This is a genomic window from Pantoea sp. USHLN256 (assembly GCF_037149875.1).
Lineage (GTDB): Bacteria > Pseudomonadota > Gammaproteobacteria > Enterobacterales > Enterobacteriaceae > Pantoea > Pantoea nemavictus.
In genome coordinates, this window is the sequence record NZ_JBBCQO010000007.1 from 183,241 (window position 1) to 207,427 (window position 24,187).

Below are 24,187 nucleotides of genomic sequence, written 5' to 3' on the forward strand. Positions count from 1 at the left end.
AACCGATCATGCTCTACACGCTGCTGCAATCTCCCTGGCAATGCGACATTGATAGCCTGCTGCTGCTATTACAGGAAGGCGACGACCTGCTTTTATTACAGGATGGCGTGACCGCGGCACTGGCCGGCAGCCAGATGTTAGTTAAGCTGAGCGCATCGCCGGCCACGCTTTGGGTATTAGAAGAAGATGTGGCGGCGCGCGGCCTGGTTGAGCAAATTTCAACCAAAGTAGCACGTTTGGACTATACTGGTTTCGTTGCGTTGACGGCGAAGCATCAACAACAAGTGGCCTGGTAAGAGCGAAAACCTGGTTATTTCTTGACACCCTTTTGACACAGCCCTAAAATTCTGCCTCCTCGTAGTAATACGAGGCGATTTATTACGTGTTTACGAAGCAAAAAGCTAAATCCCAGGAGCTATTTAATGGCAACAGTTAACCAGCTGGTTCGCAAACCACGCGTACGCAAAGTTGCAAAGAGCAACGTGCCTGCGCTGGAAGCTTGCCCGCAGAAACGTGGTGTATGTACTCGTGTGTACACCACTACCCCTAAAAAACCAAACTCAGCACTGCGTAAAGTTTGCCGTGTGCGTTTGACTAACGGTTTTGAAGTTACCTCCTACATCGGCGGTGAAGGTCATAACCTGCAGGAGCACTCAGTGATCCTGATTCGTGGCGGTCGTGTTAAAGACTTGCCAGGTGTGCGTTACCACACCGTTCGTGGCGCGCTGGACTGCTCAGGTGTTAAAGACCGTAAGCAGTCACGCTCCAAGTACGGCGTGAAGAAGCCAAAGGCTTAATGGTTCTCCGTTAAGTAAGGCCAAACGTTTTAACTTAAATGTCAAACTAAACTCGTAGAGTTTTGGACAATCCTGAATTAACAACGGAGTATTTCCATGCCACGTCGTCGCGTCATTGGTCAGCGTAAAATTCTGCCGGATCCTAAGTTCGGATCAGAGCTGCTGGCTAAATTTGTAAATATCCTGATGGTAGATGGTAAAAAATCTACTGCTGAATCTATCGTCTATACCGCGCTTGATACCCTGGCTCAACGCGCTGGTAAAGATGGCCTGGAAGCGTTCGAGGTTGCTCTCGAAAACGTACGTCCGACTGTCGAAGTTAAGTCACGTCGCGTTGGTGGTTCTACCTACCAGGTTCCAGTTGAAGTCCGTCCGGTTCGTCGTAATGCCCTGGCAATGCGTTGGATCGTAGAAGCTGCTCGTAAACGCGGTGATAAATCTATGGCTCTCCGCCTGGCGAACGAACTTTCTGATGCTGCAGAAAACAAAGGTACTGCAGTTAAGAAACGTGAAGACGTTCACCGCATGGCTGAAGCCAACAAGGCGTTCGCACACTACCGCTGGTAACAGCAACGTAGTTGTTATTAACCCAGCGGGCGTCCCAGTGACTCACCTGCTGGGCTTTTTTAACTTAGAACGTCTAAGAATCAGAGGAATCAAATGGCTCGTAAAACACCCATTGAGCGCTACCGTAACATTGGTATCAGTGCCCACATCGACGCCGGTAAGACTACAACTACCGAACGTGTTCTGTTCTACACCGGTGTAAACCACAAAATCGGTGAAGTACATGACGGCGCAGCAACCATGGACTGGATGGAGCAGGAGCAGGAACGTGGTATTACCATCACGTCTGCTGCAACTACCTGTTTCTGGTCTGGTATGGCTAAGCAGTTTGAACCACACCACGTAAACATCATCGACACCCCGGGACACGTTGACTTCACCATCGAAGTTGAGCGTTCTATGCGTGTGCTTGATGGCGCAGTAATGGTTTACTGTGCAGTTGGTGGTGTTCAGCCACAGTCTGAAACCGTATGGCGCCAGGCTAACAAATATAAAGTTCCACGCATCGCGTTCGTTAACAAAATGGACCGCATGGGTGCTAACTTCCTGAAAGTTGTTGACCAGATGAAAGTGCGCTTGGGTGCAAACCCAGTTCCACTTCAGCTGGCTATCGGCGCAGAAGAAGGCTTCACCGGTGTTGTTGACCTGGTGAAAATGAAAGCGATCAACTGGAACGATGCCGATCAGGGCGTTACCTTCGTTTACGAAGATATCCCAGCTGATATGCAGGAACTGGCTGAAGAGTGGCGTGCGAATCTGGTTGAAGCCGCAGCTGAAGGTTCTGACGAGCTGATGGAGAAATTCTTCGGCGGTGAAGAGCTGACAGAAGAAGAGATCAAAACTTCTCTGCGTAAGCGCGTTCTGAAAAACGAAATCATCCTGGTTACCTGTGGTTCTGCATTTAAGAACAAAGGTGTTCAGGCGATGCTGGATGCGGTAGTTGAATACCTGCCAGCACCGACTGACGTTACCGCGATTAACGGTATGCTGGACGACGGTAAAGACACCCCGGCTGAGCGTCATTCCGATGACAAAGAGCCGTTTGCTGCACTGGCGTTCAAAATTGCTACCGACCCGTTTGTTGGTAACCTGACCTTCTTCCGCGTTTACTCTGGTGTTGTTAACACTGGTGACACCGTGTTCAACCCGGTTAAGTCAAACCGTGAGCGTCTGGGCCGTATCGTTCAGATGCACGCTAACAAACGTGAAGAGATTAAAGAAGTTCGTGCGGGCGATATCGCCGCAGCGATCGGTTTGAAAGACGTGACTACTGGTGACACCCTGTGTGACCCAGACAACGTCATCATTCTTGAGCGTATGGAATTCCCTGAGCCGGTAATCTCTATCGCCGTTGAGCCGAAAACCAAAGCTGACCAGGAAAAAATGGGTCTGGCTCTGGGTCGTCTGGCGAAAGAAGATCCATCATTCCGTGTTTGGACTGATGAAGAAACCAACCAGACCATCATCGCTGGTATGGGTGAGCTGCACCTCGACATCATCGTTGACCGCATGAAGCGTGAATTCAACGTTGAAGCGAACGTCGGTAAACCTCAGGTTGCTTACCGTGAAGCAATTCGCGCGAAAGTTACCGATATCGAAGGTAAACACGCCAAGCAGTCTGGTGGTCGTGGTCAGTACGGTCATGTTGTTATCGACATGTACCCACTGGAGCCGGGCGTTAACCCGAAAGGCTACGAATTTGTCAACGATATCAAAGGCGGTGTGATTCCAACTGAATACATCCCTGCGGTTGATAAAGGCCTCCAGGAGCAGCTGAAGTCAGGTCCTCTGGCCGGTTATCCGGTAGTAGACCTGGGTGTTCGTCTGCACTTCGGTTCATACCATGATGTCGACTCCTCTGAGCTGGCGTTTAAACTGGCTGCTTCTTTGGCCTTTAAAGATGGCTTTAAGAAAGCACAACCTGTGCTGCTTGAGCCAATCATGAAGGTTGAAGTAGAGACTCCGGAAGAGAACACCGGTGACGTTATCGGTGACCTTAGCCGTCGTCGTGGTATGCTCAAAGGACAGGAATCTAACGCTACTGGCGTTCAGATCCATGCTGAAGTTCCGCTGTCTGAAATGTTCGGATATGCAACCCAGCTGCGTTCTCTGACCAAAGGCCGTGCTTCTTACTCCATGGAGTTCCTGAAGTACGATGATGCGCCGAACAACGTCGCTCAGGCCGTTATTGAAGCTCGTAGCAAATAAGCTACGGTTTAAAAATTGTGAACTGATGCCTTCATGACTCATGAAGGCACAACGTAAGGAATTATCGCCATGGCGAAAGAGCAATTTCAGCGTAACAAACTGCACGTAAACGTGGGCACCATCGGTCACGTCGACCACGGTAAAACCACCCTGACTGCAGCAATCACTACCGTTCTGGCTAAAACCTACGGTGGTAAAGCAAGCAAGTTCGATGAGATCGATAAAGCGCCAGAAGAGAAAGCGCGTGGTATCACCATCAACACTTCTCACGTTGAATATGAAACCCCGACTCGCCACTATGCGCACGTTGACTGCCCAGGCCACGCCGACTATGTGAAAAACATGATCACCGGTGCTGCGCAGATGGACGGCGCGATCCTGGTTGTTGCTGCGACTGACGGCCCAATGCCTCAGACCCGTGAGCACATCCTGCTGGGTCGTCAGGTTGGCGTTCCTTACATCATCGTGTTCCTGAACAAGTGCGACATGGTTGATGATGAAGAGCTGCTGGAACTGGTTGAGATGGAAGTACGTGACCTGCTGTCAGCATATGACTTCCCGGGCGACGACACTCCAATCGTACGCGGTTCTGCTCTGAAAGCGCTGGAAGGCGAAGCTGAGTGGGAAGCTAAGATCATTGAACTGGCTGAGCATCTGGATACCTACATCCCAGAGCCAGTACGTGCAATCGACCTGCCGTTCCTGCTGCCAATCGAAGACGTATTCTCAATCTCAGGCCGTGGTACTGTTGTTACCGGTCGTGTTGAGCGCGGTATCGTTAAAGTGGGCGACGAAGTTGAAATCGTGGGTATCAAGGCGACTGTTAAGTCTACCTGTACCGGCGTTGAAATGTTCCGCAAACTGCTGGACCAGGGTCAGGCTGGCGAGAACTGTGGTGTTCTGCTGCGTGGTATTAAGCGTGAAGATATCCAGCGTGGTCAGGTTCTGGCTAAGCCGGCTTCAATCAAGCCGCATACCAAGTTCACTTCAGAAGTGTACGTTCTGTCTAAAGATGAAGGCGGCCGTCATACTCCGTTCTTCAAAGGCTACCGTCCACAATTCTACTTCCGTACTACTGACGTGACCGGCAACGTTGAGCTGCCAGAAGGCGTTGAGATGGTAATGCCAGGCGACAACGTTCAGATGACCGTTGAGCTGATCCACCCAATCGCGATGGATGAAGGCTTGCGCTTCGCTATCCGTGAAGGCGGCCGTACTGTTGGTGCGGGTGTTGTTGCTACAATTATCGCTTAATTGCGTTAATGTCGGAGGCTGCCAAGGTAGCCTCCGCAGCACAAAAGAGAGCACTTCGGTGCTCTTTTTTTATGTCTGAATCCTGCCGTTTCGATTAATCCCACATAAAAGCTGCGTTTGAAATAAAAACCATTCTCATTTACAATTTGATCATAAATTGTACGGAGGTCCGCAGTAAATGTACGTCTGCTTGTGTAATGCCGTGAGTGATAAAACCCTCCGCGAAGTGGTACGCCGCTATCAACCTAAATCAATTCAGCAGCTGCGCCAGCTGGTTCCCATTGGCAAGCAGTGCGGGAAATGTGTGCGCTTTGCACGAGAAATTATGGAAGATGAATTACAGCAGGTGCCTCTCTACAAAGAAATTGCATGACCGCCTAATTGTACGTCTGCAATAACCACAATAACTGTCGCGTTTTTTTGACTTCCTTTCATCCGCATCTACGCTCTATTTAGTTGGAAGCGGAGGAAGCAAAATGAAGGGCGATGGTAAAATCATAAGTCATCTCAATAAATTGCTGGGGAATGAACTGGTTGCAATTAATCAGTACTTCCTTCATGCGCGTATGTTCAAAAATTGGGGACTGACTCGACTCAATGACGTTGAATATCATGAGTCGATCGATGAGATGAAGCATGCGGATAAGTACATTGAACGCATTCTTTTTCTCGAAGGGATTCCTAATCTGCAAGACCTCGGTCGATTACGTATTGGTGAAGATGTACCGGAAATGCTGCAGTCTGACCTTGCATTAGAACTGGAAGGCGCAAAGGATTTACGCGAAGCGATAGCCTATGCCGACAGGGTGCATGATTACGTCAGCAGAGACATGATGATTGAGATTCTTGCGGAAGAGGAGGGGCACATAGATTGGTTGGAAACTGAACTCGACCTGGTGCAAAAGCTCGGTCTGCAAAATTATCTTCAGTCTCAACTAAAAGAGCAGAACGAACATTAGCCTTATGACCAACATGCAATCTCGTGCAAGCCCGCCACAATCAAAATGGAATGTCGCGGGCTTTTTTAGGTCAAAAGCCAGATTGATGTGGTTAAAAACACAACACGGGTTGCTTCCTAAACAGATCTAAGTATAATGCGCGGGCCTGCCGATATTGGTGCGGCGCGATTCGAGCAGAATCGCAGGGGATAGCAGTTGATGTATCGCCTAACAATACTCCCAATTGTGGAGTTATATGCTGAACGATTACACTCCTCCATCAATCGTAATGGATGCGGGTAGTAATTCTTTTCGTTTATAAAATGTTTGGAGCCTTGGTCTCATGTCGAACCAAAGAATCCGTATCCGTCTTAAAGCGTTTGATCATCGCCTGATCGATCAATCAACCGCGGAAATCGTTGAGACTGCCAAGCGCACTGGTGCGCAGGTACGTGGTCCGATCCCGCTGCCAACCCGCAAAGAGCGTTTTACCGTTCTGATCTCTCCGCACGTTAACAAAGACGCGCGTGATCAGTACGAAATCCGCACTCACAAGCGTCTGGTAGACATCGTTGAGCCAACTGAAAAAACCGTTGATGCTCTGATGCGTCTGGACCTGGCTGCCGGTGTTGACGTGCAGATCAGCCTGGGTTAATCAGGTCATCGAGCGATTGAGAGGTTGATACAATGATTGGTTTAATCGGTAAAAAAGTGGGTATGACCCGCATCTTCACTGAAGATGGCGTTTCAATCCCAGTAACCGTTATCGAAGTTGAAGCAAACCGCGTTACTCAGGTCAAAGGCCTGGACAACGATGGTTACCAAGCTATCCAGGTTACCACCGGTGCTAAAAAAGCAAGCCGTGTGAGCAAGCCTGAAGCAGGTCATTTTGCTAAAGCTGGCGTTGACGCTGGCCGTGGTCTGTGGGAATTCCGCACCGAAGGTGAAGATTTCTCTGTTGGCCAGAGCATCAGTGTTGAAATTTTCGCTGACGTTAAAAAAGTAGACGTTACCGGTACCTCTAAAGGTAAAGGTTTCGCAGGTACCGTTAAGCGCTGGAACTTCCGTACCCAGGACGCTACACACGGTAACTCCTTGTCACACCGCGTTCCGGGTTCTATCGGTCAGAACCAGACTCCGGGCAAAGTGTTCAAAGGCAAGAAAATGGCTGGTCAGCTGGGTAATGAGCGTGTAACCGTTCAGAGCCTGGAAGTAGTACGTGTTGACGCTGAGCGCAACCTGCTGCTGGTCAAAGGTGGCGTCCCGGGTGCAACTGGGTGCGATCTGATTGTTAAACCAGCTGTGAAGGCGTAAGGGGATAGCAATGGAATTAGTACTGAAAGACGCGCAGAGCGCGCTGACTGTTTCCGAAACTACCTTCGGTCGTGATTTCAACGAAGCGCTGGTTCACCAGGTTGTTGTTGCTTATGCCGCTGGTGCTCGTCAGGGTACTCGTGCGCAGAAAACTCGTGCTGAAGTAACTGGTTCAGGCAAAAAGCCTTGGCGCCAGAAAGGTACCGGCCGTGCGCGTTCAGGTTCTGTTAAGAGCCCGATCTGGCGTTCAGGTGGCGTGACCTTCGCTGCGCGTCCACAGGACCACAGTCAAAAAGTTAACAAAAAGATGTACCGCGGCGCGCTGAAAAGCATTCTGTCCGAACTGGTACGTCAGGACCGTCTGATCGTTGTCGAGACGTTCTCTGTAGAAGCGCCTAAAACTAAGCTGCTGGTACAGAAACTGAAAGACATGGCGCTGCAAGATGTGCTGATCATCACCGGTGAACTGGATGAGAATCTGTTCCTGGCTGCGCGTAACCTGTACAAGGTTGACGTGCGTGATGCAGCGGGTATCGACCCAGTTAGCCTGATCGCCTTCGACAAAGTCGTTATGACTGCGGAAGCAGTTAAGCAAGTTGAGGAGATGCTGGCATGATCCGTGAAGAACGTCTGCTGAAAGTAGTGCGTGCACCGCACGTATCAGAAAAAGCATCTACTGCGATGGAAAAAACCAATACCATCGTTCTCAAAGTTGCTAAAGACGCGACCAAAGCAGAGATCGTTGCTGCTGTTGAGAAACTGTTCGAAGTAGAAGTTAAAGACGTAAACACCCTGGTAGTTAAAGGGAAAGTTAAGCGTCACGGACAGCGTATCGGTCGTCGTAGCGACTGGAAAAAAGCTTACGTCACCCTGAAGGAAGGCCAGAATCTGGACTTCGTCGGCGGCGCTGAGTAAGTCGGAGGAGAAAGACAATGGCAGTTGTTAAATGTAAACCGACATCTCCGGGTCGTCGTCACGTAGTTAAAGTGGTGAACCCAGAGCTGCACAAGGGCAAACCATTTGCCCCGCTGGTAGAAAAAAACAGCAAATCCGGTGGTCGTAACAACAATGGTCGTATCACTACCCGTCATATCGGTGGTGGTCACAAGCAGGCTTACCGTATTGTTGACTTCAAACGCAACAAAGATGGTATCCCAGCAGTTGTTGAGCGTCTTGAGTACGATCCGAACCGTTCTGCGAACATCGCACTGGTTCTGTACAAAGATGGCGAACGCCGTTACATCCTGGCCCCTAAAGGCCTGAAAGCCGGCGACCAGATTCAATCTGGCGTTGATGCTGCGATTAAAGCAGGTAACACTCTGCCGATGCGTAACATCCCGGTGGGTTCTACCGTTCATAACGTAGAAATGAAACCAGGCAAAGGCGGTCAGATTGCTCGCTCAGCTGGTACTTACGTGCAGATCGTTGCGCGTGAAGGTTCCTACGTAACCCTGCGTCTGCGTTCAGGCGAAATGCGCAAAGTTGAATCCGAATGTCGTGCAACTCTCGGCGAAGTCGGCAACTCTGAGCACATGCTGCGCGTGCTGGGTAAAGCTGGTGCAACCCGTTGGCGTGGTGTTCGTCCTACCGTTCGCGGTACTGCGATGAACCCAGTCGATCACCCGCACGGTGGTGGTGAAGGTCGTAACTTTGGTAAGCACCCGGTAACTCCGTGGGGCGTTCAGACCAAAGGTAAGAAGACCCGTAGCAACAAGCGTACTGATAAATTTATCGTACGTCGCCGTAGCAAATAATTTTAGAGGATAAGCCATGCCACGTTCTCTCAAGAAAGGTCCTTTTATTGACCTGCACTTGCTGAAGAAGGTAGAGAAAGCGGTGGAAAGCGGTGACAAGAAGCCCCTGCGCACTTGGTCCCGTCGTTCAACGATCTTCCCTAACATGATCGGTTTGACCATCGCTGTCCATAATGGTCGTCAGCACGTTCCTGTCTTTGTTTCCGACGAAATGGTCGGCCACAAACTGGGTGAATTTGCACCGACACGTACTTATCGCGGCCATGCTGCAGATAAGAAAGCCAAGAAGAAATAAGTAGGAGGAAGAGATGGAAACTATTGCTCAACATCGCCATGCTCGTTCTTCTGCTCAGAAGGTTCGCCTGGTGGCAGACCTGATTCGCGGTAAGAAAGTGTCGCAGGCTCTGGATATTCTGACCTACACCAACAAGAAAGCTGCTGTGTTGGTTAAGAAAGTCCTGGAATCTGCCATTGCGAACGCCGAACACAACGATGGCGCTGATATCGACGATCTGAAAGTCGCGAAAATCTTCGTAGACGAAGGCCCAAGCATGAAGCGCATTATGCCGCGTGCGAAAGGTCGTGCAGATCGCATCCTGAAGCGCACCAGCCACATTACTGTGGTTGTGTCCGATCGCTGAGACTCTGGAGACTAGCAATGGGTCAGAAAGTACATCCTAATGGTATTCGCCTGGGTATTGTAAAACCATGGAACTCTACCTGGTTTGCGAACACCAAAGAATTCGCTGACAACCTGGACAGCGATTTTAAAGTCCGTCAGTTCCTGACTAAGGAACTGTCTAAAGCGTCTGTATCTCGTATCGTTATCGAGCGTCCGGCTAAGAGCATCCGTGTGACTATTCACACTGCTCGCCCGGGTATCGTTATCGGTAAGAAAGGTGAAGACGTAGAAAAACTGCGTACGGTCGTCGCGAAAATCGCTGGCGTTCCTGCACAGATCAACATCGCCGAAGTCCGTAAGCCGGAACTGGACGCTAAATTGGTTGCTGATAGCATCACTTCACAGCTGGAGCGTCGTGTGATGTTCCGTCGTGCTATGAAGCGTGCTGTACAGAACGCAATGCGTCTGGGCGCGAAGGGTATTAAAGTTGAAGTCAGCGGCCGTTTGGGCGGAGCCGAGATCGCACGTACCGAATGGTACCGTGAAGGTCGCGTACCGTTGCACACACTGCGTGCAGACATTGACTACAACACCTCTGAAGCGCACACCACTTATGGTGTAATCGGCGTTAAGGTATGGATCTTCAAAGGCGAGATCCTGGGTGGTATGGCTGCTGTTGAACAACCGGAACCGGCTGCTCAACCTAAAAAGCAGCAGCGTAAAGGCCGTAAGTAAGGAGAGTCGCTGATGTTACAACCAAAGCGTACGAAATTCCGTAAAGTGCACAAAGGCCGCAACCGTGGTCTGGCGCAAGGTACGGATGTCAGCTTCGGTACTTTCGGTCTGAAAGCTGTTGGCCGTGGTCGTCTGACTGCTCGTCAGATCGAAGCAGCACGTCGTGCTATGACCCGTGCAGTTAAGCGTCAAGGTAAAATTTGGATCCGTGTATTCCCGGACAAACCAATTACCGAGAAGCCGCTGGAAGTGCGTATGGGTAAAGGTAAGGGTAACGTGGAGTATTGGGTTGCCCTCATTCAACCGGGTAAAGTCCTGTATGAAATGGACGGCGTTCCGGAAGAGCTGGCCCGTGAAGCCTTCAAGCTGGCAGCAGCAAAACTGCCTATCAAAACCACCTTTGTTACTAAGACGGTGATGTAATGAAAGCAAATGAGCTGCGTGAAAAAAGCGTTGAAGAGCTGAACACTGAGCTACTTAACCTGCTGCGTGAGCAGTTTAACCTGCGCATGCAAGCAGCATCCGGCCAACTTCAGCAAACCCATCTGCTGAAAGAAGTGCGTCGTAATGTTGCACGTGTTAAGACTTTACTGACTGAGAAGGCGGCGTAATGACCGATAAAATCCGTACTCTGCAGGGTCGTGTTATTAGTGACAAAATGCAGAAATCTGCAGTTGTTGCTATCGAACGTGTCGTGAAACACCCGATCTACGGTAAATTCATCAAGCGTACGACTAAGCTGCACATCCATGACGAGAACAACGAATGCGGTATTGGTGACGTGGTTGAAATCCGCGAAACTCGTCCGCTGTCTAAGACTAAGTCTTGGACGTTGGTTCGCGTTGTAGAGAAAGCGGTTCTGTAATAGAATCCGCTTCCTCTAAAAAATAAAATGAACGGCTCGTCTGAGCCGTTCATTTTTTCTACCCATGTGCGAGAACCGGTGTTATAATGCCGCGCCCTCAATTATGGGGCTTTTTAACGACCTGAGGTTTGGGTCCCGAAGTAGTAGTTGACATTAGCGGAGCACTAAAATGATCCAAGAACAGACTATGCTGAACGTCGCCGACAACTCCGGTGCACGTCGCGTAATGTGTATCAAGGTTCTGGGTGGCTCGCACCGTCGCTACGCAGGCGTCGGCGATATCATCAAAGTGACCATCAAGGAAGCAATTCCTCGTGGCAAGGTGAAAAAAGGTGATGTCCTGAAAGCGGTAGTGGTGCGCACCAGGAAGGGTGTTCGTCGCCCGGACGGTTCTGTCATTCGCTTCGATGGTAATGCATGCGTTATTTTAAACAATAACAGCGAGCAACCTATCGGTACGCGTATTTTTGGGCCGGTAACTCGTGAACTTCGTACTGAAAAGTTCATGAAAATTATCTCTCTGGCACCAGAAGTACTCTAAGGAGCGAGCAATGGCAGCGAAAATCCGTCGTAACGACGAAGTTATCGTGCTTACCGGCAAAGACAAAGGTAAACGCGGTAAAGTAAAGAATGTCCTGACTTCTGGTAAGGTCATCGTTGAAGGTATCAACCTGGTTAAGAAACATCAGAAGCCGGTCCCGGCCCTGAACCAACCAGGTGGCATCGTTGAAAAAGAAGCAGCTATTCAGGCTTCCAACGTTGCACTCTTCAATGCGGCAACCGGCAAGGCTGACCGTGTAGGCTTTAGATTCGAAGACGGCAAAAAAGTCCGTTTCTTCAAGTCTAATAGCGAAACTATCAAGTAATTTGGAGTAGTACGATGGCGAAACTGCATGATTACTACAAAGACGAAGTAGTCCAGAAACTCATGACAGAGTTCGGCTACAATTCTGTCATGCAAGTCCCTCGGGTCGAGAAGATCACCCTGAACATGGGTGTTGGTGAAGCGATCGCTGACAAGAAACTGCTGGATAACGCAGCAGCTGACCTGGCAGCAATCTCCGGTCAAAAACCGCTGATCACCAAAGCACGCAAATCAGTTGCAGGCTTCAAAATCCGTCAGGGCTATCCGATCGGCTGTAAAGTAACTCTGCGCGGCGAGCGCATGTGGGAGTTCTTTGAGCGTCTGATCACTATTGCTGTACCTCGTATCCGTGACTTCCGTGGTTTATCTGCGAAGTCTTTCGACGGTCGTGGTAACTACAGCATGGGCGTTCGTGAGCAGATCATCTTCCCAGAAATCGATTATGACAAAGTCGATCGCGTTCGTGGTTTGGATATCACCATTACCACTACTGCGAAATCTGATGATGAAGGCCGTGCTCTGCTGGCTGCCTTTGAATTCCCGTTCCGCAAGTAAGGCAGGGTTACTTAATGGCTAAGCAATCTATGAAAGCACGCGAAGTTAAGCGTGTGAAATTAGCAGACAAGTTCTTCGCTAAACGTGTTGAACTGAAAGCGATCATTTCTGATGTGAACGCTTCCGACGAAGACCGTTGGGATGCCGTTCTCAAGCTGCAGAGTCTGCCGCGTGATTCCAGCCCTTCACGTCAGCGTAACCGCTGCCGTCAGACAGGTCGTCCGCACGGTTTCCTGCGGAAGTTTGGGTTGAGCCGTATCAAGGTCCGTGAAGCCGCAATGCGCGGTGAAATCCCGGGTCTTAAAAAGGCTAGCTGGTAATTGTCACCATTTGAATCACGGGAGTAACACAGATGAGCATGCAAGATCCGATCGCGGATATGCTGACCCGTATCCGTAACGGTCAGGCCGCGAACAAAGTTGCGGTCTCTATGCCTTCCTCCAAGCTGAAAGTGGCAATTGCCAACGTGCTGAAGGAAGAAGGCTATATTGAAGATTTTAAAATCGAAGGCGACATCAAGTCTGAACTGGAAGTAACACTTAAGTATTTCCAGGGCAAGGCTGTGGTAGAGAGCATTCAGCGTGTTAGCCGTCCAGGTCTGCGCATCTATAAGAAAAAAGATGAGCTGCCAAAAGTAATGGCTGGTCTGGGCATCGCTGTAATCTCTACCTCTAAAGGTGTCATGACTGATCGTGCAGCGCGCCAAGCTGGTCTTGGTGGCGAAATTATCTGCTACGTAGCGTAATCGGAGGATAAAATGTCTCGTGTTGCAAAAGCACCTGTCGTTGTTCCTGCGGGCGTAGAGGTAAAACTCAACGGTCAGGAAGTTTCGATTAAAGGCAAAAACGGCGAGCTGACTCGTACTATCAACAGTGCTGTAGAAGTTAAGCATGCAGACAACGCCCTGACTTTCGCCCCGCGCGAAGGTTATGCGGATGGTTGGGCACAAGCAGGTACTGCTCGTGCGCTGCTGAACGGCATGGTTATCGGTGTTACCGAAGGCTTCACCAAGAAGCTGCAACTGGTTGGTGTTGGTTATCGTGCAGCTGTTAAAGGCAACTCTGTGAGCTTGGCCCTGGGCTTCTCTCACCCTGTTGACCATGCACTGCCGGCCGGCATCACTGCTGAATGTCCAACTCAGACTGAGATCGTGCTGAAAGGCGCTGATAAACAGCTGATTGGTCAGGTTGCAGCTGATCTGCGCGCCTACCGTCGTCCTGAGCCTTATAAAGGCAAGGGTGTTCGTTACGCCGACGAAGTCGTGCGTACCAAAGAGGCTAAGAAGAAGTAAGGTAACACTATGGATAAGAAATCTGCTCGTATCCGTCGTGCGACCCGTGCACGTCGCAAGCTCAAAGAGCTGGGTGCTACTCGCCTGGTGGTACATCGTACCCCGCGTCATATCTACGCACAGGTGATCGCCCCGAACGGTTCCGAAGTTCTGGTTGCTGCTTCTACTGTAGAAAAAGCTATTGCCGAACAACTGAAGTATACCGGTAACAAAGACGCCGCTGCAGCTGTAGGTAAAGCTCTGGCTGAGCGCGCTGTTGAGAAAGGCATCAAAAATGTCTCTTTCGACCGTTCCGGGTTCCAATATCATGGTCGTGTCCAGGCACTGGCAGATGCTGCCCGTGATGCTGGCCTTCAGTTCTAAGGTAGAGGTCTAAGATGTCAAACATCGAGAAACAAGCTGGCGAACTGCAGGAAAAACTGATCGCGGTAAACCGTGTATCTAAAACTGTAAAAGGTGGTCGTATTTTCTCCTTCACCGCACTGACTGTAGTGGGTGATGGTAACGGCCGCGTTGGTTTTGGTTACGGTAAAGCGCGTGAAGTTCCAGCAGCGATCCAGAAAGCGATGGAGAAAGCCCGTCGCAATATGATTAACGTCGCGCTGACTCACGGCACCCTGCAGCACCCTGTTAAAGGTGCGCACACAGGTTCTCGTGTGTTCATGCAGCCGGCTTCTGAAGGTACCGGTATCATTGCCGGCGGTGCAATGCGCGCCGTTTTAGAAGTCGCTGGAGTACATAACGTTCTGGCTAAAGCGTATGGTTCTACTAACCCGATTAACGTGGTTCGTGCAACTATCGATGGCCTGGGCAATATGAATTCTCCGGAAATGGTCGCTGCCAAGCGTGGTAAATCCGTTGAAGAAATTCTGGGGTAATCACGATGGCTAAGACAATTAAAATTACACAAACTCGTAGTTCAATCGGCCGCTTGCCTAAGCATAAAGCGACTCTGGTTGGCTTGGGTCTGCGTCGCATCAATCACACCGTTGAGCGTGAAGATACGCCAGCAGTACGCGGTATGATTAACGCGATTTCCTACATGCTGAAAGTGGAGGAGTAAGAGATGCGTTTAAACACTCTGTCTCCGGCCGAAGGGTCTAAACACGCTTCTAAGCGTCTGGGTCGTGGTATCGGTTCTGGCCTCGGTAAAACTGGTGGTCGTGGTCACAAAGGTCAGAACTCTCGTTCTGGCGGTGGCGTACGTCGCGGTTTCGAGGGTGGTCAGATGCCTCTGTATCGTCGTCTGCCGAAATTCGGTTTCACCTCTCGCAAAGCAATGATCACTACAGAAGTTCGTCTGTCTGATCTGGCGAAAGTTGAAGGCGGTATTGTTGACCTGAATACGCTGAAAGCGGCCAATATTATCGGTGTTCAGATTGAATTCGCGAAAGTGATTCTTTCTGGTGAAGTTTCTGCACCGGTAACGGTTCGCGGTCTGCGTGTCACCAAAGGTGCTCGTGCTGCAATCGAAGCTGCTGGCGGTAAAATCGAGGAATAAGTAGCAGATGGCAAAGCAACCGGGATTAGATTTTCAAAGTGCCAAAGGTGGCTTTGGTGAACTGAAGCGCAGACTGTTGTTTGTAATCGGTGCACTCATTGTCTTCCGCATTGGCTCTTTTATTCCAATCCCCGGTATCGATGCCACTGTACTTGCCAAACTGCTTGAGCAACAGCGTGGCACCATCATTGAAATGTTTAACATGTTCTCTGGTGGTGCTCTCAGTCGTGCCTCAATCTTCGCGCTGGGAATTATGCCGTACATTTCGGCATCTATTATTATCCAGCTGCTGACGGTGGTTCATCCAGCGTTAGCTGAGATTAAGAAAGAGGGTGAAGCTGGTCGTCGTAAGATTAGCCAGTACACTCGCTACGGCACACTGGTTCTGGCTGTATTCCAGTCGATCGGTATAGCTACCGGTTTACCGAATATGCCTGGAATGCAGGGGCTGGTTATGAATCCAGGCTTTGCATTCTACTTTACCGCTGTTGTAAGTCTGGTTACCGGGACAATGTTCCTGATGTGGCTGGGCGAACAGATTACTGAACGAGGTATCGGTAACGGTATCTCGATCATTATCTTCGCTGGTATCGTTGCGGGTCTCCCGCCGGCCATTGGCCATACCATTGAGCAAGCGCGGCAAGGTGACCTGCACTTCCTTCTGTTGCTGTTGGTTGCAGTTCTAGTATTTGCAGTGACGTTCTTTGTTATTTTCGTTGAGCGTGGCCAGCGCCGCATCGTGGTCAACTACGCTAAACGTCAGCAAGGTCGTCGTGTATATGCTGCACAGAGCACACATTTACCGTTGAAAGTGAACATGGCGGGCGTAATCCCAGCTATTTTTGCTTCCAGCATTATTCTGTTCCCAGCGACCATAGCATCATGGTTCGGGGGCGGAACCGGTTGGAACTGGCTGACAACAATTTCGCTGTATTTGCAACCAGGACAGCCGCTTTATGTGCTACTCTATGCGACTGCAATCATCTTCTTCTGTTTCTTCTACACGGCGTTGGTATTCAACCCACGTGAAACAGCAGATAACCTGAAGAAGTCTGGTGCATTCGTACCGGGAATTCGTCCGGGAGAGCAAACGGCGAAGTACATCGATAAAGTAATGACACGTCTGACCTTAATCGGCGCACTGTATATTACTTTTATCTGCCTGATCCCGGAGTTCATGCGTGATGCTATGAAAGTTCCATTCTACTTTGGCGGTACATCGCTGCTCATCGTAGTGGTCGTCATCATGGACTTTATGGCTCAAGTGCAAACTCTGATGATGTCGAGTCAGTACGAGTCTGCATTGAAGAAAGCAAACCTGAAGGGCTATGGCCGTTAATTTGGGTGCTTGAGAAGTTACGGAGAGTAAAAATGAAAGTTCGTGCTTCCGTCAAGAAATTATGTCGTAACTGCAAAATCATTCGTCGCGACGGTGTCGTGCGTGTGATCTGCAGCGCCGAGCCAAAGCATAAACAGCGCCAAGGCTGATATTGTCACATATTTTTCTTGCAAAGTCGGGTTGAGCTGGCTAGATTAGCCAGCCAATCTTTTGTATGTCGATGCGTTACCATTTGAGTATCCTGAAAACGGGCTTTTCAGCATGGGACGCATTTGTTTAATTATAGGAGTGCATAGTGGCCCGTATAGCAGGCATTAACATTCCTGATCAAAAACATACCGTTATCGCATTAACTTCGATTTTCGGTATCGGTAAAACTCGTTCTAAAGCCATCTGCGCTTCAACGGGTATTGCTGAAAATGTTAAGATCAGAGAGCTGTCTGAAGAACAAATTGAACAGCTGCGTGAAGCAGTTGGTAAATTCGTTGTTGAAGGTGATCTGCGCCGTGAAATCACCCTGAGCATCAAGCGTCTGATGGACCTTGGTTGCTATCGTGGTTTACGCCATCGTCGTGGTCTGCCAGTTCGCGGTCAGCGTACTAAGACCAATGCACGTACCCGTAAGGGTCCGCGTAAACCGATCAAGAAATAATCGGGGTGAGTAAATAATGGCAAAGGCACCAGTTCGTGCACGTAAGCGTGTAAGAAAACAAGTCTCAGATGGCGTGGCTCATGTCCATGCATCTTTTAACAACACCATCGTTACCATTACTGATCGTCAGGGTAACGCACTGGGTTGGGCAACCGCCGGTGGTTCCGGTTTCCGCGGTTCACGTAAATCTACTCCGTTTGCTGCTCAGGTAGCTGCAGAGCGCTGTGCAGAAGCAGTGAAAGATTACGGTATTAAGAATCTGGAAGTTATGGTTAAGGGTCCAGGTCCAGGTCGCGAATCAACAATTCGTGCTCTGAACGCTGCTGGTTTCCGCATCACTAATATTACTGATGTGACTCCAATCCCTCACAACGGTTGTCGTCCGCCGAAAAAACGTCGCGTTTAACGCCCGTTTTTAGGTTAGTTGGAGAAAGAAAATGGCAAGATATTTGGGTCCTAAGCTCAAGCTGAGCCGTCGTGAGGGTACCGACTTATTCCTTAAGTCTGGCGTTCGCGCGATCGATACCAAGTGCAAAATTGAACAACCACCTGGTCAGCATGGTGCGCGTAAACCGCGTCTGTCTGACTACGGCGGCCAGTTGCGTGAAAAGCAGAAAGTTCGTCGTATGTACGGCGTGCTGGAGCGTCAGTTCCGTAACTACTATAAAGAAGCAGCACGTCTGAAAGGCAACACAGGTGAAAACCTGCTGGCTCTGCTGGAAGGTCGTCTGGATAACGTTGTTTACCGTATGGGCTTTGGTGCAACTCGTGCAGAAGCACGCCAGTTGGTTAGCCATAAATCTATCCTGGTGAACGGTCGCGTTGTTAACATCGCTTCTTATCAGGTATCTCCGAATGATGTCGTAAGCATCCGTGAGAAAGCCAAACAGCAATCTCGCGTGAAGGCCGCTCTGGAGCTGGCTGAGCAGCGTGAAAAGCCAACCTGGCTGGAAGTTGATGCTACTAAGATGGAAGGTGTGTTCAAGCGTATTCCTGAGCGTACCGATCTGTCTGCGGACATTAACGAACACCTGATCGTCGAGCTTTACTCCAAGTAAAGCTTAGTACCAAAGAGAGGACACAATGCAGGGTTCTGTGACAGAGTTTCTAAAACCGCGCCTGGTAGATATCGAGCAAGTGAGTTCGACGCACGCCAAGGTGACCCTTGAGCCGTTAGAGCGTGGCTTTGGCCATACTCTTGGTAACGCACTGCGCCGTATTCTGCTTTCTTCCATGCCGGGTTGCGCGGTGACCGAGGTTGAGATTGATGGTGTGCTTCATGAGTACTCCACCAAAGAGGGCGTACAGGAAGATATCCTGGAAATCCTGCTTAACCTGAAAGGGTTGGCGGTAAGAGTTCAAGGTAAAGATGAAGTCATCCTTACTCTGAATAAATCTGGCATTGGCCCTGTGACTGCAGCCGACATCACCCACGACGGTGATGTTGAAATCGTCAAGCCGCAGCATGTGATCTGCCACCTGACCGATGAAAACGCATCTATTAGTATGCGTATCAAAGTTCAACGTGGTCGTGGTTATGTGCCGGCTTCTGCCCGAATTCATTCGGAAGAAGATGAGCGCCCAATCGGCCGTCTGTTGGTTGACGCTTGCTACAGCCCTGTAGACCGTATCGCCTACAATGTTGAAGCAGCGCGTGTAGAACAGCGTACCGACCTGGACAAGCTGGTCATCGAAATGGAAACCAACGGCACAATCGATCCTGAAGAGGCGATTCGTCGTGCGGCAACCATCCTGGCAGAACAACTGGAAGCTTTCGTTGACTTACGTGATGTACGTCAGCCGGAAGTGAAAGAAGAGAAACCAGAATTCGATCCGATCCTGCTGCGCCCTGTTGACGATCTGGAATTGACTGTCCGCTCTGCTAACTGCCTTAAGGCAGAAGCTATCCACTACATCGGTGATCTGGTACAGCGTACCGAGGTTGAGCTGCTTAAAACGCCTAACTTGGGTAAAAAATCTCTTACCGAGATTAAAGATGTGCTTGCTTCACGTGGTTTGTCTCTGGGCATGCGCCTGGAAAACTGGCCACCAGCAAGCATTGCTGATGAATAACCCGATCACAGGTTAAGGTTTCACTGAGAAGGATAAGGTCATGCGCCATCGTAAGAGTGGTCGTCAACTGAACCGCAACAGCAGCCATCGTCAGGCTATGTTCCGCAACATGGCTGGTTCTCTGGTTCGTCATGAGATCATTAAGACGACTCTGCCGAAAGCCAAAGAGCTGCGCCGCGTAGTTGAGCCGCTGATTACTCTTGCCAAGACCGACAGCGTAGCTAATCGTCGTCTGGCATTCGCCCGCACTCGTGATAACGAGATCGTGGCAAAACTGTTTAACGAGCTGGGCCCGCGTTTCGCGAGCCGTGCCGGTGGTTACACTCGCATTTTGAAGTGTGGCTTCCGTGCTGGTGACAACGCTCCGATGGCTTACATCGAGCTGGTTGATCGTCCAGAAGCTCAAGCAGAAGTTACTGCAGAGTAATTTGTAGTATCGTAGAAAACCCGCTTCGGCGGGTTTTTTATTGTCCGTAATTTCTTCCCATTTCCTCCCCTTTCGCTATGCTGATGGCAGATACATTTGTCAGGAGCTCCTTGATGTGGCTAATTGATCAACTTGTTGAGCAGCATATCCGTGAGGCTCAAGAAAAAGGTGAACTGAGTAACCTACCTGGTGAAGGTGCACCTTTACACATCGAAGACGATAGCGGAGTACCGGTCGAACTGCGCACTGCTTATCGTCTGTTAAAAAACGCCGGCTATTTGCCACCAGAACTGGAGATGCGCCGCGAAGCATTAGCACTCAATGATTTGTTGCAAGAGTTAGATCCAAATGATGAAAAAGCGCGCGAGTTCTCGAAACGTTTAGCGTTGCTGCAGTTAAAACTGCAACAGGCAGGAATTAGCACCGACTTTTTGCGTGGCGATTACAGCGACGTCATTCATCAGCGTTTGCAGCAGGAAAAATAGTATGTACAAGATAGGCAAGCTCGCAAAGATGGCGGATGTTACGCCTGATACCATCCGCTTTTATGAAAAACAGCAGATGATGAATCATGAGGTACGTACTGAGGGCGGTTTTCGTCTTTATAGCGAAGATGATTTACAACGCTTACGTTTTATTCGCTACGGACGGCAACTGGGCTTCAGCTTAAATTCTATCCGCGGACTATTGTCGATCCGCATCGATCCTGAACATCATACCTGTCAGGAATCAAAGGCGATTGTGGCGAAACGCCTGGAAGAAGTTAATGGCATGATCGCTGAGCTACAGACCATCCAGCATTCATTGCATCGTCTCGCCGAAACCTGCTGCGGTGATATACATAGCAGCACTTGCTGCTCAATTCTCGAGGCGCTAGAAAAAGGTGAAGAGCCGCATCCTGAAATTTGTTGTAGCAAAGATTGAATTTTGCACTGTAAGGACTATAGTTGCGCCGTAACTAACTGGAGGACAAGATGAGCCGCTATCAGCATCAAAAAGGTAAAATAAACGATAATGCACTCGAAGCATTACTGCATGATCCACTGTTTCGACAGCGTATTGAGAAGAATCAGAAAGGTAAGGGTAGCTATCAGCGTAAAGAAAAACATGCGAAAGGACGTAACTGGGAGGCCAGTGATAAGCAGAAAAGTTTATCACTGGCCTTCAGCTCTAAAGTAAAAAAAGCCGCCTTATTCGGGCGGCTTTTTCATCATAATTTATCGTGATTTTGTTGTTTTAAAAGGTCACGAATTTCAGTCAGCAGTAACTCTTCATTCGTTGGTTTAGGTGCTGCTTTTTCGACTTCTTTTTTCTGGTACAGCTTATTCATTACTTTAATTGCCAGGAAGATAGCGAAAGCAACAATAACGAAATCGAAAACAGTCTGAATAAAATTACCGTACTCCATTACCACTGCAGGAATATCACCTTCTGCTGGTTTAAGTATCCATTTAAACTGCTTGAAATCAACGCCGCCAATCAACAAGCCAAGTGGTGGCATGATGATATTCGCGACCAGTGAAGAAACAATCTTACCAAAAGCAGCACCGATGATGACACCGACTGCCAGGTCAACCACGTTCCCACGCATTGCAAAATCACGAAACTCTTTGAATAAACTCATTGTTATCTCCTTGCCTTGGCCAATGGCTAAAGTCTAACAAACCTTTGTGCAATTGCCATTATAACAATGGATTAAGCAAAACTTTCACGGCGGGCTATCGCCCGCAGCAATTACAGGAAGAAAGGACTAGGCTGGAACAGGCGTTCAACATCCGGGACAAACTTCTTATCTGTCAGGAACATAATTACGTGATCGCCTTGTTCGACGCGCACATTGTCATTCGCGATGATCACTTCGTCACCGCGTACAACGGCGCCGATAATGGTTCCTGGGGGGAGCTTAATATCTTCGATTAAACGGCCAACAACGCGCGAAGTTGTTTCATCGCCATGTGCGATAGCTTCGATGGCTTCTGCGATACCGCGGCGTAACGATGAAACGCCAACAATATCAGCTTTACGTACGTGGCTCAGCAGGGCCGATATCGTGGCCTGTTGTGGTGAGATAGCAATGTCGATCACGCTGCCTTGTACAAGATCAACATAGGCACGGCGCTGGATCAGCACCATCACCTTTTTGGCCCCCATCTTTTTAGCCAGCATGGCCGACATAATGTTGGCTTCATCGTCGTTAGTTACTGCGATAAAGAGATCGACTTGATCCACGTGCTCTTCTGCTAGCAACTCCTGATCTGAAGCGTCCCCGTAAAACACAATGGTGTCGTGCAGGCGTTCAGCGAGTTCGGCCGCGCGCTGTTGATTACGTTCAATCAACTTCACGCTGTACTGTTTTTCCAGACGCTGCGCCAGGCCAAAGCCAATATTGCCGCCGCCAACCAGCATGATACGTTTATACGGTTTTTCCAGGCGTTGCATCTCGCTCATTACCGCGCGAATATGCTGACTCGCTGCAATAAAGAAGACTTCATCACCGGCTTCGACAATTGTGGAACCCTGCGGGCGAATGGGACGATCCTGACGAAAAATCGCGGCTACACGTGTATCGATGTGTGGCATATGTTCGCGCATAATCGATAACGGATTGCCTACCAGTGGGCCGCCATAATAGGCTTTAACCACCGCGAGGCTCACTTTTCCTTCGGCAAAATTCACTACCTGAAGAGCGCCTGGATATTGGATCAGCCGATAAATATTGTCTATCACCAACTGTTCCGGTGATATCAGGTGGTCAATCGGTACGGCTTCCGGCACAAACAGTTTCTCCGCATCGCGTAAATACTCGGCGGCGCGGATACGGGCGATGCGGTTTGGCGTATTGAAAAGTGAATAGGCAATCTGACACGCTACCATATTGGTTTCGTCGGAGTTGGTCACCGCCACCAACATATCGGCGTCTTCAGCACCGGCTTCACGCAAGATGCGTGGATGTGATCCATGGCCATGCACAACGCGCAGATCAAATTTGTCCTGCAGCACGCGTAAACGGGTGGCATCGCTATCGACGACCGTAATATCGTTATTTTCCCCCACCAGATTCTCTGCCAGGGTTCCGCCGACCTGACCGGCGCCGAGGATAATGATTTTCATGGCTTAGATGCTCTTGTCAGATTGCGCTGCACTATTTTTTCATCAGCTTAGCGTAGAAGAAACCGTCACCGCCATCGACGGTCGGGAAAACCTGCCAGCCATTGGCCTGTCCCTGCGGTATTGTCTCCGCCACTGCATCATTGTGCGCCGCCAAAAAGGTACTGATTTGTTGATGATTCTCTTCAGGCAGAATTGAGCAGGTTGCATAAATCATTGTCCCGCCAGACTTCAGACGCGGCCAAACAGCCTCAAGAATTTCACGCTGCAAAATAGCCAGCTCGGCAATATCACGATCGCGACGCAGCCACTTGATGTCTGGATGGCGGCGAATCACTCCAGTCGCTGAGCAGGGAGCATCTAGCAGGATACGATCAAATTGCATTTCGCCACACCATTCTGCCGGTGTACGACCATCACCCTGACGTACTTCAGCCTGCATATCCAGGCGTTGTAGATTTTCGTGTACGCGAAGCAGGCGTTGCTGGTCAATATCGACGGCTAATACCTTGGCCTGCGGGGCAATTTCAAGGATATGCGTGGTTTTACCGCCGGGTGCTGCGCAAAGATCGAGAATGGATTCGCCATTCTGCGGTTCAAGCAGTAACGCGCAGCGCTGTGCGGAGAGATCCTGAACCGTTACCCAACCATGTTCGAAACCAGGCAGATGACTCACGGGAGCGGGGGAGTCCAAACGCAAAGCATCGGGTGCATCGCCCGGGAAAGCCTGTTTCTCTGCTGCCTGCAATAATGCTAACCATGCATCCCGGCTATGATGCTGGCGATTGACGCGCAGCCACATCGGCGGGCGCTGATTATTGGCTTCTACAATGTGCTGCCACTGTTCTGGCCATGCGGCTTGCAGACGTTTGAGTAACCAACCGGGATGCCAGTAACGTTGCGTACCTTGATCAACTTCCGCTAAAAGCGCTTCTTGTTGGCGCAGGAACTGGCGAAGCACACCGTTTAATAGACCTTTCAAATTTGCGCGTTTCAGTACCTCGGCACCTGCGACAGTTTCCGCCAGTGCGGCATGTGCTGGCACGCGGGTGTAGAGCAGCTGATAAAGCCCAACCATCAACAGATAATGCAGCACTCGCTGCTTACCCGTTAACGTACGTTCCATCAATTTGCCAATCAAGGCTTCCAGCTGTGGCAACGTGCGCATCACGCCAAAGCACAACTCTTGCAGCAGTGCGCCATCTTTATCCGATAACGCTTTTTGTGCAGCAGGCAGAATGGCGCTCAGTGATTCGCCCTTATCCACAACACGTTCAATGAGTTGCGCAGCCAGGCTACGCAAATTGGTGTTTTTTTTCATT

Annotated in this window: 41 protein-coding genes; 38 read left to right on the top strand and 3 right to left on the bottom strand. The window is 49.9% G+C overall.

All coding sequences use genetic code 11. The annotated features are described in order from the left end of the window. The first annotated feature begins 8 nt into the window (after positions 1 to 8). The 38 genes from tusB (at position 9) to WFL93_RS17910 (ending at position 20,983) form a co-directional block, all read left to right on the top strand. Positions 9 to 296, top strand: a complete 288-nt coding sequence (gene tusB / locus WFL93_RS17725) for a sulfurtransferase complex subunit TusB (protein ID WP_007886244.1) — start codon at positions 9 to 11, stop codon at positions 294 to 296. A 126-nt stretch (positions 297 to 422) separates the two neighbouring features. Further along, positions 423 to 797, top strand: a complete 375-nt coding sequence (rpsL, locus tag WFL93_RS17730) for a 30S ribosomal protein S12 (RefSeq protein WP_006120575.1) — start codon at positions 423 to 425, stop codon at positions 795 to 797. A gap of 96 nt (positions 798 to 893) precedes the next feature. Beyond that, positions 894 to 1,364 carry a 30S ribosomal protein S7 gene (rpsG, locus tag WFL93_RS17735; RefSeq protein ID WP_007886246.1) on the top strand — a complete coding sequence of 157 codons (471 nt, stop codon included), beginning with the start codon at positions 894 to 896 and terminating at the stop codon, positions 1,362 to 1,364. 93 nt (positions 1,365 to 1,457) lie between these two features. Next, entirely contained in the window at positions 1,458 to 3,572 is a 2,115-nt protein-coding gene (gene fusA / locus WFL93_RS17740) for an elongation factor G (protein ID WP_007886247.1), read from the top strand. A 69-nt stretch (positions 3,573 to 3,641) separates the two neighbouring features. Further along, a complete protein-coding gene (gene tuf / locus WFL93_RS17745; RefSeq protein WP_180822597.1) occupies positions 3,642 to 4,826 on the top strand; it encodes an elongation factor Tu in 1,185 nt (394 codons plus the stop codon). A 178-nt stretch (positions 4,827 to 5,004) separates the two neighbouring features. Then, a complete protein-coding gene (gene bfd, locus WFL93_RS17750; RefSeq protein WP_007891645.1) occupies positions 5,005 to 5,199 on the top strand; it encodes a bacterioferritin-associated ferredoxin in 195 nt (64 codons plus the stop codon). A 103-nt stretch (positions 5,200 to 5,302) separates the two neighbouring features. Beyond that, complete coding sequence (gene bfr, locus WFL93_RS17755) at positions 5,303 to 5,785, top strand: bacterioferritin (RefSeq protein WP_007891646.1); 483 nt, start codon at positions 5,303 to 5,305, stop codon at positions 5,783 to 5,785. 322 nt (positions 5,786 to 6,107) lie between these two features. Continuing rightward, positions 6,108 to 6,419, top strand: a complete 312-nt coding sequence (gene rpsJ / locus WFL93_RS17760; RefSeq protein WP_006120582.1) for a 30S ribosomal protein S10 — start codon at positions 6,108 to 6,110, stop codon at positions 6,417 to 6,419. 32 nt (positions 6,420 to 6,451) lie between these two features. Then, positions 6,452 to 7,078 (top strand): 50S ribosomal protein L3, encoded by a 627-nt coding sequence (gene rplC / locus WFL93_RS17765; RefSeq protein ID WP_007891647.1) that lies wholly within the window; start codon positions 6,452 to 6,454, stop codon positions 7,076 to 7,078. 10 nt (positions 7,079 to 7,088) lie between these two features. Then, the gene (gene rplD, locus WFL93_RS17770; RefSeq protein WP_007891650.1) at positions 7,089 to 7,694 is read left to right on the top strand and encodes a 50S ribosomal protein L4; all 606 of its coding nucleotides are present in this window, start codon (positions 7,089 to 7,091) and stop codon (positions 7,692 to 7,694) included. Continuing rightward, positions 7,691 to 7,993 carry a 50S ribosomal protein L23 gene (rplW, locus tag WFL93_RS17775; protein ID WP_007891652.1) on the top strand — a complete coding sequence of 101 codons (303 nt, stop codon included), beginning with the start codon at positions 7,691 to 7,693 and terminating at the stop codon, positions 7,991 to 7,993. Before rplD ends, rplW begins: the two co-directional genes overlap by 4 nt. 17 nt (positions 7,994 to 8,010) lie before the next feature. After that, positions 8,011 to 8,832 carry a 50S ribosomal protein L2 gene (rplB, locus tag WFL93_RS17780; RefSeq protein WP_007891654.1) on the top strand — a complete coding sequence of 274 codons (822 nt, stop codon included), beginning with the start codon at positions 8,011 to 8,013 and terminating at the stop codon, positions 8,830 to 8,832. A 16-nt stretch (positions 8,833 to 8,848) separates the two neighbouring features. After that, the gene (rpsS, locus tag WFL93_RS17785; protein ID WP_001138115.1) at positions 8,849 to 9,127 is read left to right on the top strand and encodes a 30S ribosomal protein S19; all 279 of its coding nucleotides are present in this window, start codon (positions 8,849 to 8,851) and stop codon (positions 9,125 to 9,127) included. A 13-nt stretch (positions 9,128 to 9,140) separates the two neighbouring features. Beyond that, the gene (gene rplV / locus WFL93_RS17790) at positions 9,141 to 9,473 is read left to right on the top strand and encodes a 50S ribosomal protein L22 (RefSeq protein WP_007891659.1); all 333 of its coding nucleotides are present in this window, start codon (positions 9,141 to 9,143) and stop codon (positions 9,471 to 9,473) included. A gap of 17 nt (positions 9,474 to 9,490) precedes the next feature. Next, a complete protein-coding gene (gene rpsC / locus WFL93_RS17795; protein WP_007891660.1) occupies positions 9,491 to 10,189 on the top strand; it encodes a 30S ribosomal protein S3 in 699 nt (232 codons plus the stop codon). Between the two features lie 12 nt (positions 10,190 to 10,201). Further along, on the top strand, positions 10,202 to 10,612 hold the full coding sequence (gene rplP, locus WFL93_RS17800) for a 50S ribosomal protein L16 (RefSeq protein ID WP_002438716.1): 411 nt from the start codon (positions 10,202 to 10,204) through the stop codon (positions 10,610 to 10,612). Beyond that, the gene (gene rpmC, locus WFL93_RS17805) at positions 10,612 to 10,800 is read left to right on the top strand and encodes a 50S ribosomal protein L29 (RefSeq protein ID WP_007891662.1); all 189 of its coding nucleotides are present in this window, start codon (positions 10,612 to 10,614) and stop codon (positions 10,798 to 10,800) included. Before rplP ends, rpmC begins: the two co-directional genes overlap by 1 nt. Next, positions 10,800 to 11,054, top strand: coding sequence for a 30S ribosomal protein S17 (gene rpsQ, locus WFL93_RS17810; RefSeq protein WP_007891663.1), 255 nt, complete (start codon positions 10,800 to 10,802; stop codon positions 11,052 to 11,054). Before rpmC ends, rpsQ begins: the two co-directional genes overlap by 1 nt. A 169-nt stretch (positions 11,055 to 11,223) precedes the next feature. Then, positions 11,224 to 11,595, top strand: a complete 372-nt coding sequence (rplN, locus tag WFL93_RS17815) for a 50S ribosomal protein L14 (protein ID WP_006120590.1) — start codon at positions 11,224 to 11,226, stop codon at positions 11,593 to 11,595. Positions 11,596 to 11,605: 10 nt separating this feature from the next. Then, positions 11,606 to 11,920 carry a 50S ribosomal protein L24 gene (rplX, locus tag WFL93_RS17820; RefSeq protein WP_007891664.1) on the top strand — a complete coding sequence of 105 codons (315 nt, stop codon included), beginning with the start codon at positions 11,606 to 11,608 and terminating at the stop codon, positions 11,918 to 11,920. A gap of 14 nt (positions 11,921 to 11,934) precedes the next feature. Further along, positions 11,935 to 12,474 carry a 50S ribosomal protein L5 gene (gene rplE / locus WFL93_RS17825; RefSeq protein WP_007891665.1) on the top strand — a complete coding sequence of 180 codons (540 nt, stop codon included), beginning with the start codon at positions 11,935 to 11,937 and terminating at the stop codon, positions 12,472 to 12,474. Positions 12,475 to 12,488: 14 nt separating this feature from the next. After that, positions 12,489 to 12,794 (top strand): 30S ribosomal protein S14, encoded by a 306-nt coding sequence (gene rpsN, locus WFL93_RS17830; RefSeq protein WP_007891666.1) that lies wholly within the window; start codon positions 12,489 to 12,491, stop codon positions 12,792 to 12,794. 32 nt (positions 12,795 to 12,826) lie between these two features. Further along, positions 12,827 to 13,219: a 30S ribosomal protein S8 gene (gene rpsH, locus WFL93_RS17835; RefSeq protein ID WP_007891668.1), complete on the top strand. Its 393-nt coding sequence runs from the start codon at positions 12,827 to 12,829 to the stop codon at positions 13,217 to 13,219. A 12-nt stretch (positions 13,220 to 13,231) separates the two neighbouring features. Beyond that, the gene (gene rplF / locus WFL93_RS17840) at positions 13,232 to 13,765 is read left to right on the top strand and encodes a 50S ribosomal protein L6 (protein WP_007891676.1); all 534 of its coding nucleotides are present in this window, start codon (positions 13,232 to 13,234) and stop codon (positions 13,763 to 13,765) included. Between the two features lie 9 nt (positions 13,766 to 13,774). Next, positions 13,775 to 14,128, top strand: a complete 354-nt coding sequence (rplR, locus tag WFL93_RS17845) for a 50S ribosomal protein L18 (RefSeq protein WP_336778694.1) — start codon at positions 13,775 to 13,777, stop codon at positions 14,126 to 14,128. Positions 14,129 to 14,142: 14 nt separating this feature from the next. Next, entirely contained in the window at positions 14,143 to 14,643 is a 501-nt protein-coding gene (gene rpsE / locus WFL93_RS17850) for a 30S ribosomal protein S5 (protein ID WP_007891679.1), read from the top strand. Positions 14,644 to 14,648: 5 nt separating this feature from the next. Then, positions 14,649 to 14,828: a 50S ribosomal protein L30 gene (gene rpmD, locus WFL93_RS17855; protein WP_007891681.1), complete on the top strand. Its 180-nt coding sequence runs from the start codon at positions 14,649 to 14,651 to the stop codon at positions 14,826 to 14,828. Positions 14,829 to 14,831: 3 nt separating this feature from the next. Further along, positions 14,832 to 15,266 (top strand): 50S ribosomal protein L15, encoded by a 435-nt coding sequence (gene rplO / locus WFL93_RS17860; RefSeq protein WP_007891684.1) that lies wholly within the window; start codon positions 14,832 to 14,834, stop codon positions 15,264 to 15,266. A 7-nt stretch (positions 15,267 to 15,273) separates the two neighbouring features. Next, entirely contained in the window at positions 15,274 to 16,605 is a 1,332-nt protein-coding gene (secY, locus tag WFL93_RS17865) for a preprotein translocase subunit SecY (protein ID WP_007891686.1), read from the top strand. 32 nt (positions 16,606 to 16,637) lie between these two features. Beyond that, positions 16,638 to 16,754, top strand: coding sequence for a 50S ribosomal protein L36 (gene rpmJ / locus WFL93_RS17870; protein WP_004160566.1), 117 nt, complete (start codon positions 16,638 to 16,640; stop codon positions 16,752 to 16,754). Between the two features lie 146 nt (positions 16,755 to 16,900). After that, positions 16,901 to 17,257 carry a 30S ribosomal protein S13 gene (gene rpsM, locus WFL93_RS17875; protein WP_034830736.1) on the top strand — a complete coding sequence of 119 codons (357 nt, stop codon included), beginning with the start codon at positions 16,901 to 16,903 and terminating at the stop codon, positions 17,255 to 17,257. A gap of 16 nt (positions 17,258 to 17,273) precedes the next feature. Further along, positions 17,274 to 17,663 carry a 30S ribosomal protein S11 gene (gene rpsK, locus WFL93_RS17880; protein WP_004160563.1) on the top strand — a complete coding sequence of 130 codons (390 nt, stop codon included), beginning with the start codon at positions 17,274 to 17,276 and terminating at the stop codon, positions 17,661 to 17,663. Positions 17,664 to 17,694: 31 nt separating this feature from the next. After that, the gene (gene rpsD / locus WFL93_RS17885) at positions 17,695 to 18,315 is read left to right on the top strand and encodes a 30S ribosomal protein S4 (protein WP_007891687.1); all 621 of its coding nucleotides are present in this window, start codon (positions 17,695 to 17,697) and stop codon (positions 18,313 to 18,315) included. A gap of 25 nt (positions 18,316 to 18,340) precedes the next feature. Next, positions 18,341 to 19,330, top strand: a complete 990-nt coding sequence (locus tag WFL93_RS17890) for a DNA-directed RNA polymerase subunit alpha (RefSeq protein WP_007891688.1) — start codon at positions 18,341 to 18,343, stop codon at positions 19,328 to 19,330. A gap of 40 nt (positions 19,331 to 19,370) precedes the next feature. Then, positions 19,371 to 19,757: a 50S ribosomal protein L17 gene (gene rplQ / locus WFL93_RS17895; protein WP_007891689.1), complete on the top strand. Its 387-nt coding sequence runs from the start codon at positions 19,371 to 19,373 to the stop codon at positions 19,755 to 19,757. A 113-nt stretch (positions 19,758 to 19,870) separates the two neighbouring features. Further along, positions 19,871 to 20,242 carry a DnaJ family domain-containing protein gene (locus WFL93_RS17900; protein ID WP_180822596.1) on the top strand — a complete coding sequence of 124 codons (372 nt, stop codon included), beginning with the start codon at positions 19,871 to 19,873 and terminating at the stop codon, positions 20,240 to 20,242. A gap of 1 nt (position 20,243) precedes the next feature. Beyond that, positions 20,244 to 20,681: a Zn(2+)-responsive transcriptional regulator gene (gene zntR / locus WFL93_RS17905; protein ID WP_336778695.1), complete on the top strand. Its 438-nt coding sequence runs from the start codon at positions 20,244 to 20,246 to the stop codon at positions 20,679 to 20,681. A 50-nt stretch (positions 20,682 to 20,731) separates the two neighbouring features. Next, positions 20,732 to 20,983, top strand: a complete 252-nt coding sequence (locus WFL93_RS17910) for an alternative ribosome-rescue factor A (protein ID WP_007891692.1) — start codon at positions 20,732 to 20,734, stop codon at positions 20,981 to 20,983. Here the strand turns inward: WFL93_RS17910 and mscL are convergent. The 3 genes from mscL to rsmB all read right to left on the bottom strand — a co-directional run bounded on the left by mscL (position 20,968) and on the right by rsmB (position 24,186). Next, on the bottom strand, positions 20,968 to 21,381 hold the full coding sequence (gene mscL / locus WFL93_RS17915; RefSeq protein WP_007891693.1) for a large-conductance mechanosensitive channel protein MscL: 414 nt from the start codon (positions 21,379 to 21,381) through the stop codon (positions 20,968 to 20,970). The genes WFL93_RS17910 and mscL overlap by 16 nt on opposite strands. A 110-nt stretch (positions 21,382 to 21,491) precedes the next feature. Continuing rightward, positions 21,492 to 22,868, bottom strand: a complete 1,377-nt coding sequence (gene trkA / locus WFL93_RS17920; protein ID WP_007891694.1) for a Trk system potassium transporter TrkA — start codon at positions 22,866 to 22,868, stop codon at positions 21,492 to 21,494. Between the two features lie 31 nt (positions 22,869 to 22,899). Beyond that, a complete protein-coding gene (rsmB, locus tag WFL93_RS17925) occupies positions 22,900 to 24,186 on the bottom strand; it encodes a 16S rRNA (cytosine(967)-C(5))-methyltransferase RsmB (protein WP_336778696.1) in 1,287 nt (428 codons plus the stop codon). Position 24,187: the final 1 nt, after the last annotated feature.